The 16668-nt window shown below is 41.5% G+C and carries 16 protein-coding genes; 14 read left to right on the top strand and 2 right to left on the bottom strand.

Translation table 11 applies throughout. The features are described from left to right. Nucleotides 1–2014: 3-keto-alpha-glucoside-1,2-lyase-like domain-containing protein (locus tag BK127_RS36665; protein WP_076237644.1), on the top strand; the 2014-nt coding region annotated here is incomplete at its 5' end. Here BK127_RS36665 and BK127_RS36670 read toward each other — a convergent pair. Further along, on the bottom strand, nt 1953–2534 hold the full coding sequence (locus BK127_RS36670; protein WP_076237645.1) for an SDR family NAD(P)-dependent oxidoreductase: 582 nt from the start codon (nt 2532–2534) through the stop codon (nt 1953–1955). The two genes, BK127_RS36665 and BK127_RS36670, sit on opposite strands and share 62 nt — an antisense overlap. 75 nt (nt 2535–2609) lie before the next feature. Between BK127_RS36670 and BK127_RS36675 the strand changes: the two genes are divergently transcribed. Then, nucleotides 2610–2795 carry a MerR family DNA-binding transcriptional regulator gene (locus BK127_RS36675; RefSeq protein WP_076237646.1) on the top strand — a complete coding sequence of 62 codons (186 nt, stop codon included), beginning with the start codon at nt 2610–2612 and terminating at the stop codon, nt 2793–2795. A 250-nt stretch (nt 2796–3045) separates the two neighbouring features. Here the strand turns inward: BK127_RS36675 and BK127_RS36680 are convergent, their stop codons facing one another. Further along, entirely contained in the window at nt 3046–4266 is a 1221-nt protein-coding gene (locus BK127_RS36680) for a leucine-rich repeat domain-containing protein (RefSeq protein WP_076237647.1), read from the bottom strand. A gap of 423 nt (nt 4267–4689) precedes the next feature. Between BK127_RS36680 and BK127_RS36685 the strand changes: the two genes are divergently transcribed. The 12 genes from BK127_RS36685 to BK127_RS36740 all read left to right on the top strand — a co-directional run bounded on the left by BK127_RS36685 (nt 4690) and on the right by BK127_RS36740 (nt 16666). Next, on the top strand, nt 4690–5022 hold the full coding sequence (locus BK127_RS36685) for a winged helix-turn-helix transcriptional regulator (RefSeq protein WP_076237648.1): 333 nt from the start codon (nt 4690–4692) through the stop codon (nt 5020–5022). A gap of 338 nt (nt 5023–5360) precedes the next feature. Further along, nucleotides 5361–6089: an NAD(P)-dependent oxidoreductase gene (locus tag BK127_RS36690; RefSeq protein ID WP_076237649.1), complete on the top strand. Its 729-nt coding sequence runs from the start codon at nt 5361–5363 to the stop codon at nt 6087–6089. A 14-nt stretch (nt 6090–6103) separates the two neighbouring features. Continuing rightward, a complete protein-coding gene (locus BK127_RS36695; protein ID WP_076237650.1) occupies nt 6104–6562 on the top strand; it encodes a DUF2269 family protein in 459 nt (152 codons plus the stop codon). A 1631-nt stretch (nt 6563–8193) separates the two neighbouring features. Beyond that, the gene (locus BK127_RS43230) at nt 8194–8370 is read left to right on the top strand and encodes a hypothetical protein (RefSeq protein ID WP_144026665.1); all 177 of its coding nucleotides are present in this window, start codon (nt 8194–8196) and stop codon (nt 8368–8370) included. Nucleotides 8371–8606: 236 nt separating this feature from the next. Continuing rightward, a complete protein-coding gene (locus BK127_RS36705) occupies nt 8607–9341 on the top strand; it encodes a PHP domain-containing protein (protein ID WP_256711604.1) in 735 nt (244 codons plus the stop codon). 202 nt (nt 9342–9543) lie between these two features. Further along, the gene (locus BK127_RS36710) at nt 9544–10437 is read left to right on the top strand and encodes a dihydrodipicolinate synthase family protein (RefSeq protein WP_076237653.1); all 894 of its coding nucleotides are present in this window, start codon (nt 9544–9546) and stop codon (nt 10435–10437) included. A 186-nt stretch (nt 10438–10623) separates the two neighbouring features. Next, complete coding sequence (locus BK127_RS36715; RefSeq protein WP_076237654.1) at nt 10624–11352, top strand: histidine phosphatase family protein; 729 nt, start codon at nt 10624–10626, stop codon at nt 11350–11352. Nucleotides 11353–11393: 41 nt separating this feature from the next. Beyond that, complete coding sequence (locus BK127_RS36720) at nt 11394–12959, top strand: extracellular solute-binding protein (protein WP_076237655.1); 1566 nt, start codon at nt 11394–11396, stop codon at nt 12957–12959. Nucleotides 12960–13066: 107 nt separating this feature from the next. Further along, a complete protein-coding gene (locus BK127_RS36725) occupies nt 13067–13972 on the top strand; it encodes an ABC transporter permease (RefSeq protein ID WP_076237656.1) in 906 nt (301 codons plus the stop codon). Between the two features lie 9 nt (nt 13973–13981). Continuing rightward, complete coding sequence (locus BK127_RS36730) at nt 13982–14848, top strand: carbohydrate ABC transporter permease (protein WP_076237657.1); 867 nt, start codon at nt 13982–13984, stop codon at nt 14846–14848. 14 nt (nt 14849–14862) lie between these two features. Continuing rightward, a complete protein-coding gene (locus BK127_RS36735) occupies nt 14863–15819 on the top strand; it encodes an ABC transporter ATP-binding protein (RefSeq protein WP_076237658.1) in 957 nt (318 codons plus the stop codon). Further along, the gene (locus BK127_RS36740) at nt 15803–16666 is read left to right on the top strand and encodes an ABC transporter permease (protein ID WP_076237659.1); all 864 of its coding nucleotides are present in this window, start codon (nt 15803–15805) and stop codon (nt 16664–16666) included. The genes BK127_RS36735 and BK127_RS36740 overlap by 17 nt, the downstream gene beginning before the upstream one ends. Nucleotides 16667–16668 lie beyond the last annotated feature (2 nt).

Consider the following 16668-nt stretch of genomic DNA (forward strand, 5'->3'; position numbering starts at 1 on the left):
CGGTGTCTATAAGAGCGGGAACCTGACGTTAAAAAGCAATGTGACCTTTTACCTGGCCGGAGGCGCTGTCATTGTCGGCACAGGCAAGGGCGAAGACTATGTGATTGATTTTCGGAAGGATTCACGAAATGCGGATGGAACGTATTTTATTCGTACTGCCGTAGACTCCAGCAATATCACTATACGGGGACGGGGAACTATTGATGGAAAAGGCATAGCGATGCGAGAGCGCAAGATGCCGGCACCGAATAAAAATGAAGGATTCCTAAATAACCTGCTGGTTCCGATCGCAACCACAAATTTTACATTTGATGGTTTAATATTGCGGGATGGCGGTTTCTGGTCGTTCATGGTTGTTCGTTCCGACAATGTGACCATAAAAAATCTCAAGGGATTCCAGGATTTATACAAAATTGAGAATGATGTTATCGATATAAACGAGAGTCAGAACGTGCTTGTTAAACATGCGATTGCCATATCGGATGATGACACTTATTCTACTAAAACCTGGCTGCAAACGGGGATGTCCAAAGGGTGGCCGGGAGCGCTTGAACATTTGGAAAATGTGGTCTTCGATGACGCTTTTGCATGGACAAGATGCGCGGCTTTCAAGATTGGTATGGGAGTAGCCCAGCCGCAGATCGGAGTGACCATCCGAAATTCATATGTGTATCAAAGCGCTCGGGCATTGCTGATTGATCATGGTTACCAATATAATACGCTTCCGGAGGAAGGTTACGCTCAAAATATTACGTTTGAGAATATCGATATCGAACGAGTCGGTATCAATCAATTCGGGAACTATTGGCTTGGAGTTTCTACTAGTACTTCCGGCGATGTAAACAATGTTGTATTAAAGAACATTAATGTTCGCGAGCTGGGATCTGAGCAATCCAGAATTTCCGGGAATGTCAGCGACTTGAAAGTTACCGTTAATAGCAATGTAAACGGCATCAACTTTGCCAATTCCAAGCCGCTGTTCAGCGACAATTTCGAAGACGGAGATACGGCAGGATGGACATCCGTTACAGGCGGCTGGACCGTACCGACAGACGGCACGAATAAAGTGCTGTCCAGCGGCAGCCAGACAACCACATCCCTTATTACCGCCAATGCCGGCGGCTCATGGACGGATTACGCGTATGAAGCCAGAGTGAAAATGGGCATTACCGATGCCAATGCAGGCATTGTCTTCAGGGTTCAGGACGCCAATAATTATTATATGTATCGAATTAATTCATCGAATCAAAAGCTGGAGTTGTACAAATCCGTGAACGGACAACTGACGTCTGTAGCCAATACTCCGTTCACAGCCCAGGAGAAGCAGTTCTATACGGTTAAGGCGGTTATAAAGGGTAACAAGATTTTCTGTTATGTGGATGGAGAATTAAAAATGGAATGGACCAATCCTGTAACAGAACTGACAACAGGAGGGATCGGATTCCGCACCACCTCGGCAGGCGTCCATTTTGACGATGTAACTGTTACCCCAATCCTCCTATTCAGCGACAATTTTGAAGATGGAAATACGACAGGGTGGGCGTCTGCTTCCGGTTCTTGGAGTGTGACAACAGACGGCACGAAAGTTTTGACCCAAAATAATTCAGCCACTGCCCTCATTACCGCCGGTGATGCATGGACGGATTATACGTATGAAGCCAAAGTGAAAATGCCCATCGCCAATGCCAATGCAGGCATTATATTCAGGGTGCAGAATGAAAATAATTATTATATGTATCGAATCAATGTATCGAATCAAAAACTGGAGTTGTACAAGTCCGTGAATGGACAACTGACCCTAGTATCCAGCACCTCTTTCACAACTCAGGCGAACCAGTGGTATACGATTAAGGCCTCCGTTCAAGGCACTGCCATAAAAGGTTATGTGAATGGGGCATTAAAGACGGAATGGACCAATCCTGTAACGGAATTGACAGCAGGGAAAATCGGATTCAGGACCACCTCGGCGGGTGTATCTTTTGATGACGCTTTGGTTCTGGCTCCTCCTGCCTAGTGTCGGTCGGCGAGCATAAGAAGGAGCTGTCCCCAAAGCCATGAAACGGCTGCGCGGGACAGCTTCGTTTCGTGTTGGATATTACACGAATAATTTGTGCCTTCCAGTAATTATCTCTCCCGTCAATAACCGACATCTTGCCTTTCTCTCTTGTTTCTGCCCATAATGCCTCACTCCAAGAAATAATAAATGCCTTTGTTGCACCATAAACGGCCATGAAGGGCATCAATTGAAAACCGGCTGCTGCTGCATTGATAATGGCTCCTTGATGGCGTTCAAGTATGTCTTGCAAAAAGAGGTGCGTAAGGCTGACGACAGATAAAACGTTTAATTTAATTTCATTCTGTTGCCTTTTTAAAGGCAGTTTATCAAAGTAGCCATAAGATGCCACTCCCGAATTATTAACTAAAAGATCTACCTTTCGCTGCAATTGCTTTACCTGATCATAGACGGTATGAGCTGCATGTTCCTGGGAAAGATCAGCTACGATTACATCCACTTGAATGTTATGCTGAGCCATTAATGTTTTGTACTTGACATGGAGTATACTCCAAATTGTAATATTCAAGACTATTAAGACAAGCGAAAGGAGGAATTGAAAATTGAACAACCATTCACGATAGCTGAGATTTCTCTAAAAACTGGACTCAGCCAAGACACATTCCGTTATTACGAGAAAATCAATTTACTTCCTTCACCAAAACGAAGTAGAAATGGACAGAGGGAATATGTCCAGCTTGATCTTGATCGAGCACTCGCTAGTTCCAGAAACATTAAATAAGGGGTTTCACATACTAGTCATATCTAATATGTGAAACCCCTTATTGTTAAACTATCATACTCCATTAGTCTTATAAAACTTGATAGAGAAGAACTTATCCATATTCTACTATCATCTTCATGGTTCCAAACATAAATATCGTTTTAATCACCTAAGGAGCTCGCCGAACTTTCGCTTGCATGTCCAAACAGCGGCTTTCTCCTTCTGCTATTTCGCTTGTCCAGGCAAACGGACTCATTTGTATCATCCGTCAATATGTTTCATACACAAGTGTGTCGTCGAGTTGAAACGTTTTCTGAAAGACAGCGTAGATGAGCAGCTGTCCTGCCGGCGTTTCACCTGCATCGTAACCAAGTCGAATGGTGCCAAGCTCCTCGAACACCAGCTCAGACAGCACCAGTGTGCTGACATCCTCATCGAGATGCGTATTTGCAATGAGTGTCAATGCTTGATCATGCAACGTCGCCATGTTGTCCCATGCTTTCTTCACGACCGGTGACAGCCGTTTCATTTCCGCCTTTGTGCGCACTGCTGCTGTAAGGTGAATGTCGGATCCGTGAAACGGCAGTGTCATCTTGTAGTCTGACACCGACACATCATAGATAAATGTCCCAACACCTTTTACGGTATGGTCTGGTTCCCGAATCAGGTTGTTGGCGTAATCCAGCCGTTCCAGCTTTGGAGCCTTGCTTGTGTCCAGTACCGCAATTTTGTTATCCGAGCAGTACACTTCGACCAGCTCAGGGTGGTTCAATTGCAGCTTCGATAGATGGTTTTGAAAACAGCGCAAGCTTTCCAGCCTCGGACTGCCGCTAATGTCCAATTCGGTCAAATGATTACCATTGCACCGCAGTTCCAGTAAATTTTCACAGTTCGTCACCCGCAGTTGGATCAAATGGTTGCTGCCGCAGTCCAGCTTCTCCAGCTTCGTGTGATGGTCCAACTCCAAGGTAAACAAGGCGTTATAGCCGCACTGCAGATGGCGCAGCAGCGGATTACGCTCCAATTCAAGCTTGGACAAGATGTTCCAGTAACAAATCAACTCCGTCAGCATATGATTCTGGCTCACGTCCAGATTGCGGATCCGGTTGTATCCGCAATCCAACGATTCCAGCGCCGCATTCGCCGACAGATCCAGCGCCAAAATCGCATTGGAATTGCAGTGCAGCCGCTTTAGCGCGGAATTGTGGCTTGTGTTGAGCGCATTCAACTCGTTGCCGTCGCATTTCAAGTCCACCAAACGTGTGTTGCGGCGAATATCCAGCTCAGTCAGCTTATTGTATGCGCAATTCAGGACATCCAGCGACGTAAAATGCTCCAGTCCGTTCAAGCTTGTGATGTCTTTGTGCGAGATTTGCAGTTCGCCAATTCCTTCCACATCACTTGTTCGAATCAAATCCCGGCCGTCGCAATACGTTTCCAATAGGAACGTCCGGAACTGTTCATCAATAAAATCGTGGGTAATATTCATCTGTCCTACTCCTTTCAGCAATCGGTCCAAGCTACTCTATCATTTTATACCGGCAGAAGGCATATGCACCACCGCCAAAACTCCCATATGTTTCGCTTAGACAAATTCCGGAGTGTTTTGGGTTCCTGCTCGAGTGCTGCGATACGATCTTCTGATAATATGTCATCCTTCTCGGTGCCGCTGTGGCAACACTGTTTAATGATGGAGTTTAGCCGAGCTATTCCGTCGATTACTTTCTGAAACCAAATGACAAGAACTTTATCCCATTCCCGACGGATTGTAGGGCAGAGGTGAGTACTGAATTCGTTAATGTCGTTATCCTTTTTAGTTTCAGTGATTGACTTGATTGTAGCGCTATCGTAAAATTTTGTTATGTTAATTTTAGGTAATGCACTTACTTAAAAGTTAGGGGATGATTTATCAATGATTCATCAGCGTGAATGTCCAGTTGAGACACTCATTCATGTTTTAGGTGGCAAATGGAAGCCAATGATTTTATGGCATTTGATTGAATCCAAAAAGAGATTCAACGATCTGGAAAAGCTTATACCTGATGTTTCACAAAAAATGCTTTCACAACATCTCCGAGATTTGGAACGAGAAGGCATAGTCGATAGAACGGTCTACCCTGATATCCCTCCAAAAGTAGAATATTCTCTTAGTGAATACGGCAGAACATTGATTCCTGTAGCAGAAATCATGTGTGCTTGGGGAGAAAATCATAATAAGCGGAAATATGAAGAGTCAGCGTCATAAAGCTGGTTCGATGAACTTGTACACTAATTCAATCAACTCAAACCAAAAGCTGCCACGGGATTCCGGGCAGCTTTTGGTTACCTACAGTCGCACTCCTGATATGAAATTAATTATCGGGTTTGAGATAATAAAACTCCTTATAGTGTAGAATTGTCGCCAATCTGTATATAGAGTTTTCCTGTCCTCCCGATCTCCGCGTATAATTATGGTATCCCTTTCTGTCATGCTTACCTTTAAGTAAGTACCCTACTTTAAAGTGGGTTCTTAACATAATTTTGAAGCGATGCTAAGCTGGAGTTAACCAAATATTGGGGTCCATTTAAGAGGAGGAAAGAACAATGAAAATTATTGTTTTTGGAGCGACGGGGAATACAGGGAAAAGAGTGTTGGTTCAAGGGATAAAAATGGGACATGAATTGACCGCATTTGTGCGAAATTCTGAGAAGCTTTATGATCAACTAGGTGAGCATTCCGCAAAGCATGTGAAGGTGATCGTGGACGATATTATGGACCCGGTGAGCGTCGGTGAGGCGCTCGCGCATCAAGACGCCGCTATTGTTGCAGCCGGCCATGCGGGCCAGGGAGAAGAGTTTGTTCGTATCGTCGATAACATTATAAGCCAATGTGAATTCCAACCTAGTTTCTCTGGGCGGGTATGGATAATGGGAGGAGCTGGCCTGCTGGATATTCCATATACGGATCTTATCGGCAACAATTTACCCGGCTTCCCGCCTGAGTATAGAAATCACAACCGGAATTTCGAAAGGCTACAGCAGACTCAACTCGATTGGTCCATTATGTGTCCGGGAACAATGATTGATTCGAGAGAGCATTCAGATCCGGTTCATCTACATGTAACAACGGAAACCTTGCCCGTTACGATTCCGGAGACGATCAAGGAATATTCCGAGGCAGATATAGCCGGTTACTTGTTCAGCCGACTTCAAGAGCTGAATGTTGCTTATGACGATGTCGCAACATGTATGTTGGACCATCTTGAGCTCGGAGGAGCGTTTAAAAGAAAAAGGGTCGGTCTAGCCTATCAAAGCAATATTACGGCGCGCTGAGGAGAAGGGGGATAATAGGTTTGTTTGGATTACTGCTCGTTTTGCATATATTGGCTTCGATCGCCATAATTGGCCCCGCTTTCGGGATGCCCATCATTCGAAGATCCGCTAGAACCGTCGGCCAACTGCACTTTGCTTTTGGTATAACGACCAAACTTGCCATAATACCTAAAATTGGCGGATCCGTACTTATTTTAACCGGGGTTTGGCTTATGTTCATAACCAAGATGGGGTTATCCCAAATGTGGCTGAATGTATCCATCCTTTTATCGCTGCTCATGGTCGTCATGATCGACGGATGGATCGAGCCGCGTATGAAAAAGATCATAAAGATCATATCTGAAAATCAAGACCAGGGTAATGAAATACCCGCCGAGTTCGGACTGCTGATAAAAAAGATCGTACCAATCGAGACGGCTGCACAGCTGCTGATTATTACCATATTGGTGCTTATGGTCGTTAAGCCATTTTAAAGAAGCCGATAGGAGTCTCCTAACCACATTTTGACCGCTACGCATCGTAAACATCAGTAAAAGGACTTTCGAATGTGGCAGATTACGCTAATAAGATGTGGGACGTTCGGGAATGGGATAAAGTTCTTGTCATTTATGACATCAAGTTCTTGTCAACCGAAAACGAGTAGTATCAGGCTGTAAAGAATGAGCAAGATGCAGCATTTCCTTCAAATTGATGATTTTAAAAATCGAGCCGCCATTGGCGGTTTTTTTAAACTTATTTTTTTATAAACTCTAAAAAGGAGAGATATAGTGTATGACACTAAATGATGTCCAATGACACAAATGTCCCTACATTCTGGTTAATGAGAACCAAATCAATTTTGATCACAGTTTTTTAAAGGAAGATTGCTGTGAAGCTTGGGAGCATTGCAAACTAGACAGCCTAGCATACCCGTCACTCCATGTAATGGATTTAACCCATCAGTTAGACCTTTATTCTTTAGCCTGTACAAACTTGTTAAGTCCCCTTAAAATCAGTGTGAGCCTTGTACCAATTGAATCCTCCGACTATCCATACATATTTATCCTGTATGTACGAATACATTTGTGCTCGAAAATAAACCGCATTGTCAGATTCTTGTACGGACTCGATATTATAGGATTCAATGATCGCAGAGGGTAGCTCATTAACCCAAGATGGATCAGTTACTTGCAGATTTGATGCGATTGTTTGCTCCGTTAATACAGACGAAAATATTGTATTCATAGAATAATTAATCTTTTCAATCAGTTGAATTGATCGGGTTTAACCATGGTTTAATGAGACTCTACCTGGATTAATTAGTGAACAAGCAGGCTAGCTGCATATCAGAAAATCGTAATAGTTTCTTGGCCCTAGCATTTCGGAGGGCCATTGGGGACGTTCTGGCAGAACATGAAGCCGAACGTTACAAGGCTGATTATCTTCAATACGTTGGAACGCACCACCAGAAAGAATCCGGTCACCATAAGAGAAGTCTATGATGTGAACTTTGGGTAAGAGGGGACATATTTCGATTCCCCTGACCGAAGAGACTGAAAAGACGAAATAACGATGAAAGGGCGTTTAAAAGTTCTATGTGATATGGTCATTCCGGTTCCGTATGATGAAACACCTGACATACAGGGAGAGGCATTTACCAGTTTACCCTGCATTATGCATGATGCTCGTGCAAGAGTAATTCCTCAATGTTAGACTAGCCATGTATGAATGAAAGCGCTTATAAATTAGTTTACATACAAAAAAACGTTTGTTATAATCATATTATCTTAATCATTAAAGTATATAACGAAGTATGGGGGAAATATCCAATGTTGCTGACTGAGAAGCAGTTGGAGAGATGGATTACAGAGTTGTGAAATACCGGAGCTGGATCGGATGGCTGCCCACATTGATGTGATTGGTGTCATTGATTATGTCGATAGCCGCAACAGAATTGACTTATTTCAAGGATTGATTGTAAAAACTAATGAAGTCGAGGTCTTGCTCAGTATTTAAGAATTTCTCCCTCCTACAAGAAAGTCAACACGAAATAATTACAGCAGGGTTCAATTGTCGGATCGAGTAGGCAAACCCTGCTGTTTTATTTTTGGGTGAAAAAGGCGCCATGTGGATTAGAATTCAATTACGTACATTTGTTTCGACAGGAGCTGTTGCGCGAGCCATCGATATCACTGGAGCCGAAGATTCGTTCATTGCAGCTTTGATCTCGGCATTGGGAGTAGGCTGCAGCGGAACGATGGCTGTGGCATTCACTCAATTGGCTGCTGGGAATTATAGGTAACGGAAGTGTCGCTAGAGCTACAAAGGAGCGATTTGCATCGAACTTGAGGATCATCGGTTCCAAGGTGCCATCAAGAAAGACCAGCAAGGCATTGTGAAAGCCTACGAACACTTGGTGAAATACTTTAAGTGATTTTTTAAAAAAAGACTCCTCGGTTTTGACAAGATGAGTGTTTTCATAACAAATTATCTTATTGATTAAAATAAAAAATGAAAGGAGGCGAGCATGTGTACAAAATGGATCAAACCTACGATTTGGAACGATTAATCCAACAAAATCTGCATATTCACACTACGTATTCGCCTTGTGCCAAACCTGAAATGATTGCTCGCGATATTGTGAACAAGGCAGTGAAGGACGACATTCGGGTCATCGCGTTTACCGATCATTATAACAGTGGAGATTTTCCGATACTGGACACGAATCGCGAGTTAAAGAACCAAGCGGAGGAATGCGGCACGGATCTAAAAGTTTTGTACGCCTCCGAGTTGTCAGCATACGGTGTCGGCAAATTTCTCGATGCGCCTGTCATTAATGAAGCTTTGGATTACCGCCTGTATGCCTACAATCATTATCACCTCGATTACTGGGAACACCCCGAAGACAAGTCACCGCGAGGGTATGTGCAGCATGCGCTGCAAGTGCTGGAGTCGTTATTTGCTACAAGTAGGGCCGATTGCATAGCCCATCCTTTTATCGGCAGATTTATTCATTGTTTCGAAGACAAGACGCTCGTTACGAAGGAGATCACTGATAACGAATTGGGGGATATACTGAAAAAGGGGAAACGAAGCCAGGTTGCCTGGGAATTGAATGTGCCGGCTTTATTCGCCGATCCGGAGTTTTCGAAACGATACTGGCGTATAGGCAAAGAGATTGGAGTTGTGTTCCATTTGGGTACTGACGCCCATTCGATGGCCGCCGTCTCGACGTCCCAGCACTTGGAGCGATTGAAACAGTTATTGGAGTAGATAGGTTACTAAAGCGAATCACACCTTCAGATACGCCAATCCGGGGGTGGATTATACTACGTCGAGCGGCTTACTCTAAACGAATAAGCACTTAACTTCATGTGCGGCTGAGTAAGAACTATAGGCTGTGACGCATATTTCGAACTGGGCGGGCGGCGGTGCACATTGCAGGTTAAATTTCGAATATTGAGGAAGTGATAGTATGTCAAACGTTCATGAATTGAAACATAACAATCCATTCTCCGGTGTGTATTCATTGCTTCTTACTCCATTTCTGCAAGACGGAAGTATAGATTGGAACTGCTACGATAAATATGTAGATTGGCAGCTCTCCATGCAGCCAAACGGCCTATTTGCAGTTTGCGGCAGCAGTGAGATGGGGATGCTGACCTTGGATGAACGGTTGTCCCTTGCGGAAATTGCTGTGAAGAGAGCAGGCAATACGCCAGTTGTCGCTACTGCCAACGTCAGCCCCGACACTGGCAACCACGCTGAAGAATTGCGCCGTATGGAGGAGACCGGCGTGTCAGGTGTGGTTTTCATTCCTCCAAAAGGAATGGGTGAAAATCAAGAACGGCTTGGTGCATATTTTGCTGATCTGGCCAGTCGATCATCTGTGCCCGTCATTTTGTATGAGTGTCCGTTAAATAAGCCGCATCTTATCGATCCACATGTGTACAGCAGCCTTGTTGTTAATCATGGAATTGTAGGGATAAAGGACACGACTTGTACGATCGAAGGTATTGAGGCGAAAATCAAGGGTGCTCCAAATAGTATCGTCTACCAAGCAAATACGCAGCACATGTTGGATGCAATTCATCTCGGTGCAAGAGGCATCATGGCCATTACGGCAACGGCTGCGGCTGACGTCGTGATACAGCTATGGCGCGAAGCAACAACCCATTCCGACGTGGCTGTCAAGACTCACAAGAAGCTTGTAGCTTTAAATGACGCGCTTGGCTTGGGCTATACAGCAACTGCGAAGTATCTTGCGGCATTACGTGGAATACCAATGAGTCATGTAACGAGATCAAATAAAAGCCTGAGCGAAGAAGCGGCAGCAGCGATACGCGCATGGCACATTTCAACCATATGAAAAACAAACAATCATTTAGATGAATTGTCGTACCAAATCAATGTAAACGCTTTAATGGACTCTAAATGATAAAGTGAATATCTTAATAAAGAAGGGGGTGATTGAAGGCATAAAGGACGAATGGAACATCATCTTTCTGGATTGAAGAAAAGTAGGAAAGGTTCGTGAAGGAGTATGACCATAAGAATGTATATAGTCAGGCATGCCCAGCCAGCGAATCAAGAGCCGGGCTATACAGGCGGGCCTAATTACCCGCTGGGCAAGCTTGGATTGGAGCAGGCAGCGTGTGTAGGAGAACAATTCGCCAATTGGCTGCCACTGGATGTTATTTATTCCAGTACTCTGCAAAGAGCACTTCAAACAGCAGAAGCGATCCATAGAAGAAGGAGCGTAGCTTGGTATGTGTATCCGGCGTTGTCTGAAACGGATCGCAGAGGCTGGCCACTGATGCGTGAGTTGGTAGGTGCAGGGAGCTATGAGCACCATGCTGAAGAAGCAGCTGCTAACAAAGCCGCCCAAAGCGAGCATTACCCGCTATTATCTAAATTAGGAGAGCTGTTCCCCGGTGTACAAACAGGAGGGAACTTCGATTGGCCGGATATTTGGCAGCCTGCTCTAGAAGCGGAAACGAGAGAGAAAACCTATGATCGCGCGAGACGTGTCATGGCGACTATCAGAAAAATTCATGAAGGCACAGATGTCACGATTGCTATTGTATGCCATGCGGCGTTTGGTTCCGTTATGCTTAACGACCTGCTGGGATGCGATCCATGCGACCATAACCGGTTCAGCTTCTCACATGCCGCCATTGCCAGGGTTGATATAGAGGATGACGGTGCGGTAAGTCTCCGACTATTGAATTATATTGGGCATCTTCGGCAGGATATGGTCACTGAAGGTGTGGAATTTCAATAGATAAATCAAGTCCTAACAAATAAATTTTTGGAGGAATTACAATGAGTAAGAGTTTCAATTTATTTGGTAAAGTTGCTACGTTTGGATTAACCGTTGCTATGATGACATCATGTTCCAGCTCTGGTGGTACTACGGCTTCACCTGCACCTTCTGGATCATCTTCAACTCCTGCAGGGCCTGCGCCAACAATCAATATTGGTTTCAAAGGCGTGTATGCAGATGGTGACCGAACAAACAACCCCGTATTAGCAGAATTGCAGAAAAAAACAAACACGGTCATTAAAGTTCAAGAAATGCCGGACGATAGTTATGTTCAAAAAATCACCTTACAATTTAACAGTGGTACGGCACCTGATATCGTTCATGCTAGTACGGATACAACAACAATTGGGATGATTAACAACTTTGGCGCAAACGGTTTGTTAAAGAAAATGTCTGATCTATTACCTAAAATGCCTAATGTTCAAAAATTTTATGATAAAGAGATGCAAAGCAAATTTGTAAATGCAGATGGCAGTTTATACATATTACCTACACCAAGAGATGTTGGTTATGGCGCAGTATTTATTAGACAAGACTGGTTGGATAACTTAGGTTTAAAAACTCCAAAGACCTTTGATGAATATAAGGAAGTTTTAAAACAGTTTGCAACAAAAGACCCAGACAAAAATGGTAAAGATGGCGATACTTACGGCGCTGTTTTTGATAAACAAAGTGGTTTGGAACCCGCATTAGCACCTTTCGGTGTTCCTTACGCAGATTGGATGAAAACGGCTGACAACAAATTAGTTTGGTCACAAATAACGCCTGAATACAAAAAAGCAATCGGTTTTGCCAGAGAATTAGTTGCAGCCAAAATAGTTGACCCTGAATTTGTAACCTATCAACCAAACAATGGTAAAACTCAACTTATAAGAAACAGCAAAGTCGGTGTATATCAGGGAGTTTCGTCGGGTGCTGCTGCAGACTTAGCTATTATCCAGGAAAAGACACCTAATGCTAAAGTCGTTGTTCTAGAGGTTCCACCAGCACCTGGAATAGCAAAAAGTGTATCCGCTTATGGAAACATTATTAAAAAAAATAATGATGGTTTGCCTGTTGGTTTCTCTAGCATATGGGCTGTGAATTCAAAAGTAAGTGCCGATGTTTTGGACGGTATTGCAAGAATTTTTGACTTTACCTCCTCTAGCGACAAATTAATGACAGTTGGTGTTGAAGGTAAAGATTACACCAAATCAGGTAATGAATATAAACTAACTAAAGACTTAAAAGGTTTAAGACAAGATGGGGCTTGGGACGTTTACACCATCGGCAATATGGAGGGGCAAAGAGAGTTCTGGAAAGACCTGTGGCCAGCAGAAACAGCTACTAACATGGCTAATACAGGATTATCCACTCAACCAAGAGTCATCTATTTCTCAACTCCTACAACGGATGCACAATTAACACAAATTACAGCTAAAGCAACTGAAATATTTACACAAATTGTTTCAGGTAAAGTGGAATTAGAAGCAGGTTGGGCTGAATGGGAAAAACAATTTAAATTGTTAAAAGGCGATGTCATGTCTCAAGAAATAAACGAAAGATATGCTAAAAACGCTAAGTAAAGTAAGCGAATTATTGTAGAACTTACAAGTGCAAGGATAAAGTACATTTTGTCCTTGCACTCATTGACTAAAAGATAAACTCCGTTTAGTAAAGAGGAGATGCCAAAATGTTTGTTCAAAATATCAAGAAGCACTTTTCACTTTATATGCTTTTATTGCCTGGGCTCGCATTTTATATCATTTTTAAGTATGTGCCTATTGTTGGTTATTTAATGGCTTTCCAAGATTTCAAAATTGGTAAAGGTCTATTCGGGAGTCCGTGGGTCGGCTTAGATAACTTTCGCTTCATGTTTCAAGACAACAATTTTGTAAACGCTTTAAGTAATACGCTCATAATCAGTGTATATAAACTTATTTTTGGAACTATCGGCCCCATTATTTTGGCATTATTACTCAATGAAGTCATAGGTACTAAATTTAAAAAAATAATCCAAACCATATCGTATTTGCCTCACTTTATATCATGGGTAATCATTGCCGGTATATTGACAGGGATCCTTTCTTCTAAAGGTATCATAAATTATGTTTTAGTTGAGCTGCTTCATCAAGATAAAATTATATTTTTGGCAGACCCCATATATTTTAGAAGCATTATGGTCATTACCGAAGTATGGAAAAACCTAGGCTGGGGTACCATTATTTATTTGGCTGCCATATCCGGAATAGATTCAGAAATGTATGAGGCGGCAATTGTTGATGGGTGTTCCCGATTTAAACAAGCCCTGTATATAACACTTCCATGTATGATACCAACGATTATTGTACTGTTGATTTTGCATTTAGGAGGTATTCTTAACGCGGGATTTGAGCAAATTTACTTGTTCTATACGCCACCTGTATATCCTGTTGCGGATATTTTGGATACATTGGCTTTACGTATTGGTATTCAGAATAATTTCAACTATGGAGTTGCAACGGCTATCACCATATTTAAATCAGTTGTAGGTTTACTCTTGATTATTGCTGTAAACAAAATAGTCAAATATGTGGATAAAGAACATGGCATATGGTAGGAGGCTAAGATGACAAGACGAACAACAGGTGAGAAAATATTCGGTTACTTTAATGGGTTGCTACTAATCATTTTCTGTATAACTATTTTATATCCATTTATTAATATTATTGCTATCTCTTTTAGTTCTACGGCTGCTGCTAACACAGGATCAATAACTATTTTTCCGATAGGTTTTAATATAGCAGCCTATAAATATCTGGCTAATTACAGTCAACTTTTGACGGGTTTTAATGTAACTATGTTTGTGACGGTCATAGGTACAGCTTTAAATTTAATTTTTACAGTAGTTACAGCGTATCCGTTATCAAGAAAATATTTACCTTACAGAAAACCAGTTAAATTTTTCTTATTGCTTACCATGCTTTTTCCACCAGGTATTGTGCAGCTTTATATTCTTTATATCAATTTAAACTTAATCGATTCGATATGGGTTTTAATTATACCCGGACTTATTAATACATTTAACGTCATTGTTATGATTAGCTTCTTTGAAACGATTCCACAAGAAATTATTGATGCTTCCAGAATTGATGGTTTATCAGAGATACAAATGATTTTCAGAATTATATTCCCGCTATCTATGGCAGCTATAAGCACAATTGGTTTGTTCTATGCTGTAGATCACTGGAATGCTTGGTTTAATGGATCTATTTTTATAAACACCAAGGACAAATGGCCTTTACAGCTAGTCTTGAAAAATATTTTAAGTACAACGATAGCCGCCGACACTAATGTGGATACGGGTACAGTTCCTCCAGCCTATCAAATTCAAATGGCGATGGTATTTATTACAACTTTACCTATTTTGCTTGTATATCCATTTATCCAAAAATACTTTGTAAAAGGCGTTATGATTGGTGGTATAAAAGGTTAATTCAGGAGGTACTTATGATAGAAGTAAGAAACTTAACGAAGCATTACGGAAAACATGTAGCGGTAGATCATGTAAGTTTTACAATAGCCGATGGAGAAATAGTAGGCTTTCTTGGACCCAATGGAGCAGGCAAATCGACTACAATGAACATGATGACCGGATACATGGCTTCAACAGAAGGTGAGGTTATCCTATCGGGACATCATATTTTGGATGAGCCGGAAAAAGCTAAATCTAAAATAGGCTATTTGCCTGAACAACCACCGCTCTATTTTGACATGAAAGTAGATGAATATTTAAACTTTGTGGCTGATATAAAAAAAGTCAAGTCAAGTCAAAAAAAGGCAATGATTAAAGAAATAAAAGATACGGTAAGGATAATGGATGTGTCTAATAGATTAATAAAAAATTTATCTAAAGGCTATAAGCAAAGAGTTGGTTTAGCACAAGCTATGATAGGTAATCCTGAAATCATTATTTTAGATGAGCCTACAGTAGGGTTAGACCCTAAACAAATTATTGAAATGCGCGACGTTATTAAAACATTAGGTACTAAACATACCGTCATATTAAGCTCACACATCCTTTCAGAAGTTAGTGCAGTTTGTGACAGAGTGATCATTATAAATAAAGGCAAAATTGTTGCTAGCGACACTCCTGACAAATTGTCAAATAACTTGATACAAGGTTCTAAATTGTTGTCTCGTATTAAAGGGACAGAAGCAGAAATTAAACATGCGATTGCCAGTTTTCCATTGATCAAGCATGTACAAATAGTGGGCAGCAAAGAATGCGATACACTGGATGTTATTTTTGAGGGCGACAATCACACAGATATAAGAGAATTTATTTTTCATGCTATGTCAAAAAATAATTTACCGGTATTAACACAACAACCGCTTAATCTTTCCCTGGAGGAAATTTTCTTAGAAGCAACAGGAGAAAGGATCCATTATGACAAGCATAATTAAAAAAGAATTAAGAACCTATTTTACTACCATGTCAGGATATATTTTCTTGACATTTTTATTATTACTTTCAGCGGTATATTTTGTAATTGGAAATATAAGTGCACAATCAGCAGATTTTTCAGGAGTATTAACAAGTATTGCGGTTTATTACTTATTTTTAATTCCCATATTGACCATGAGGTTATTTGCGGAAGAGGCTAAATTAAAAACAGACCAATTATTATACACGTCGCCTGTTTCAATTACGGATATCACTGTGGGCAAATTTGTAGCTGCTTCGATTGTATTATGTATAGGTACGGTAATTACATTCATCTTTCCTATCATATTAATACTGTTTTCAGATATTAACCTGATGCTCATCGTTGTTAGTTATTTGGGATTTATCTTGTTTGGTTTAAGCTTAATTAGTGTTGGCATGTTTGTATCGTCTTTAACTGAAAACCAAATCATAGCTGCGGTTATCACATTTGCAACGGTATTTTTGTTCTTTATCATGGACGGTTTAGCAAAAGCACTGCCAGCTGATAAAATGAGCTCCATATTTTTTATTACAGCAATAATAGGTATATTTGGAGTCATCGTATACGACAGTACGAAAAATAAAGCTGTAGCCGTTTGTATAACCCTTTTATTCTTAGCCGTAGAAGCTGTTTTATATTTCATAAAGCCAAACTTATTTGAGGGTACAATTGCTTATGTTTTACAATGGTTTTCCGTGTTTAACAGATTTACTAATTTTCAGCGAGGCGTTTTACATGTATCTGACATTATTTATAACCTTACCTTTTTTATTGCGTTCACCTATTTAACTATAAATGGAATTGAAAAGAGAAGGTGGAGGTAATA

Source organism: Paenibacillus sp. FSL H7-0331 (assembly GCF_001956045.1).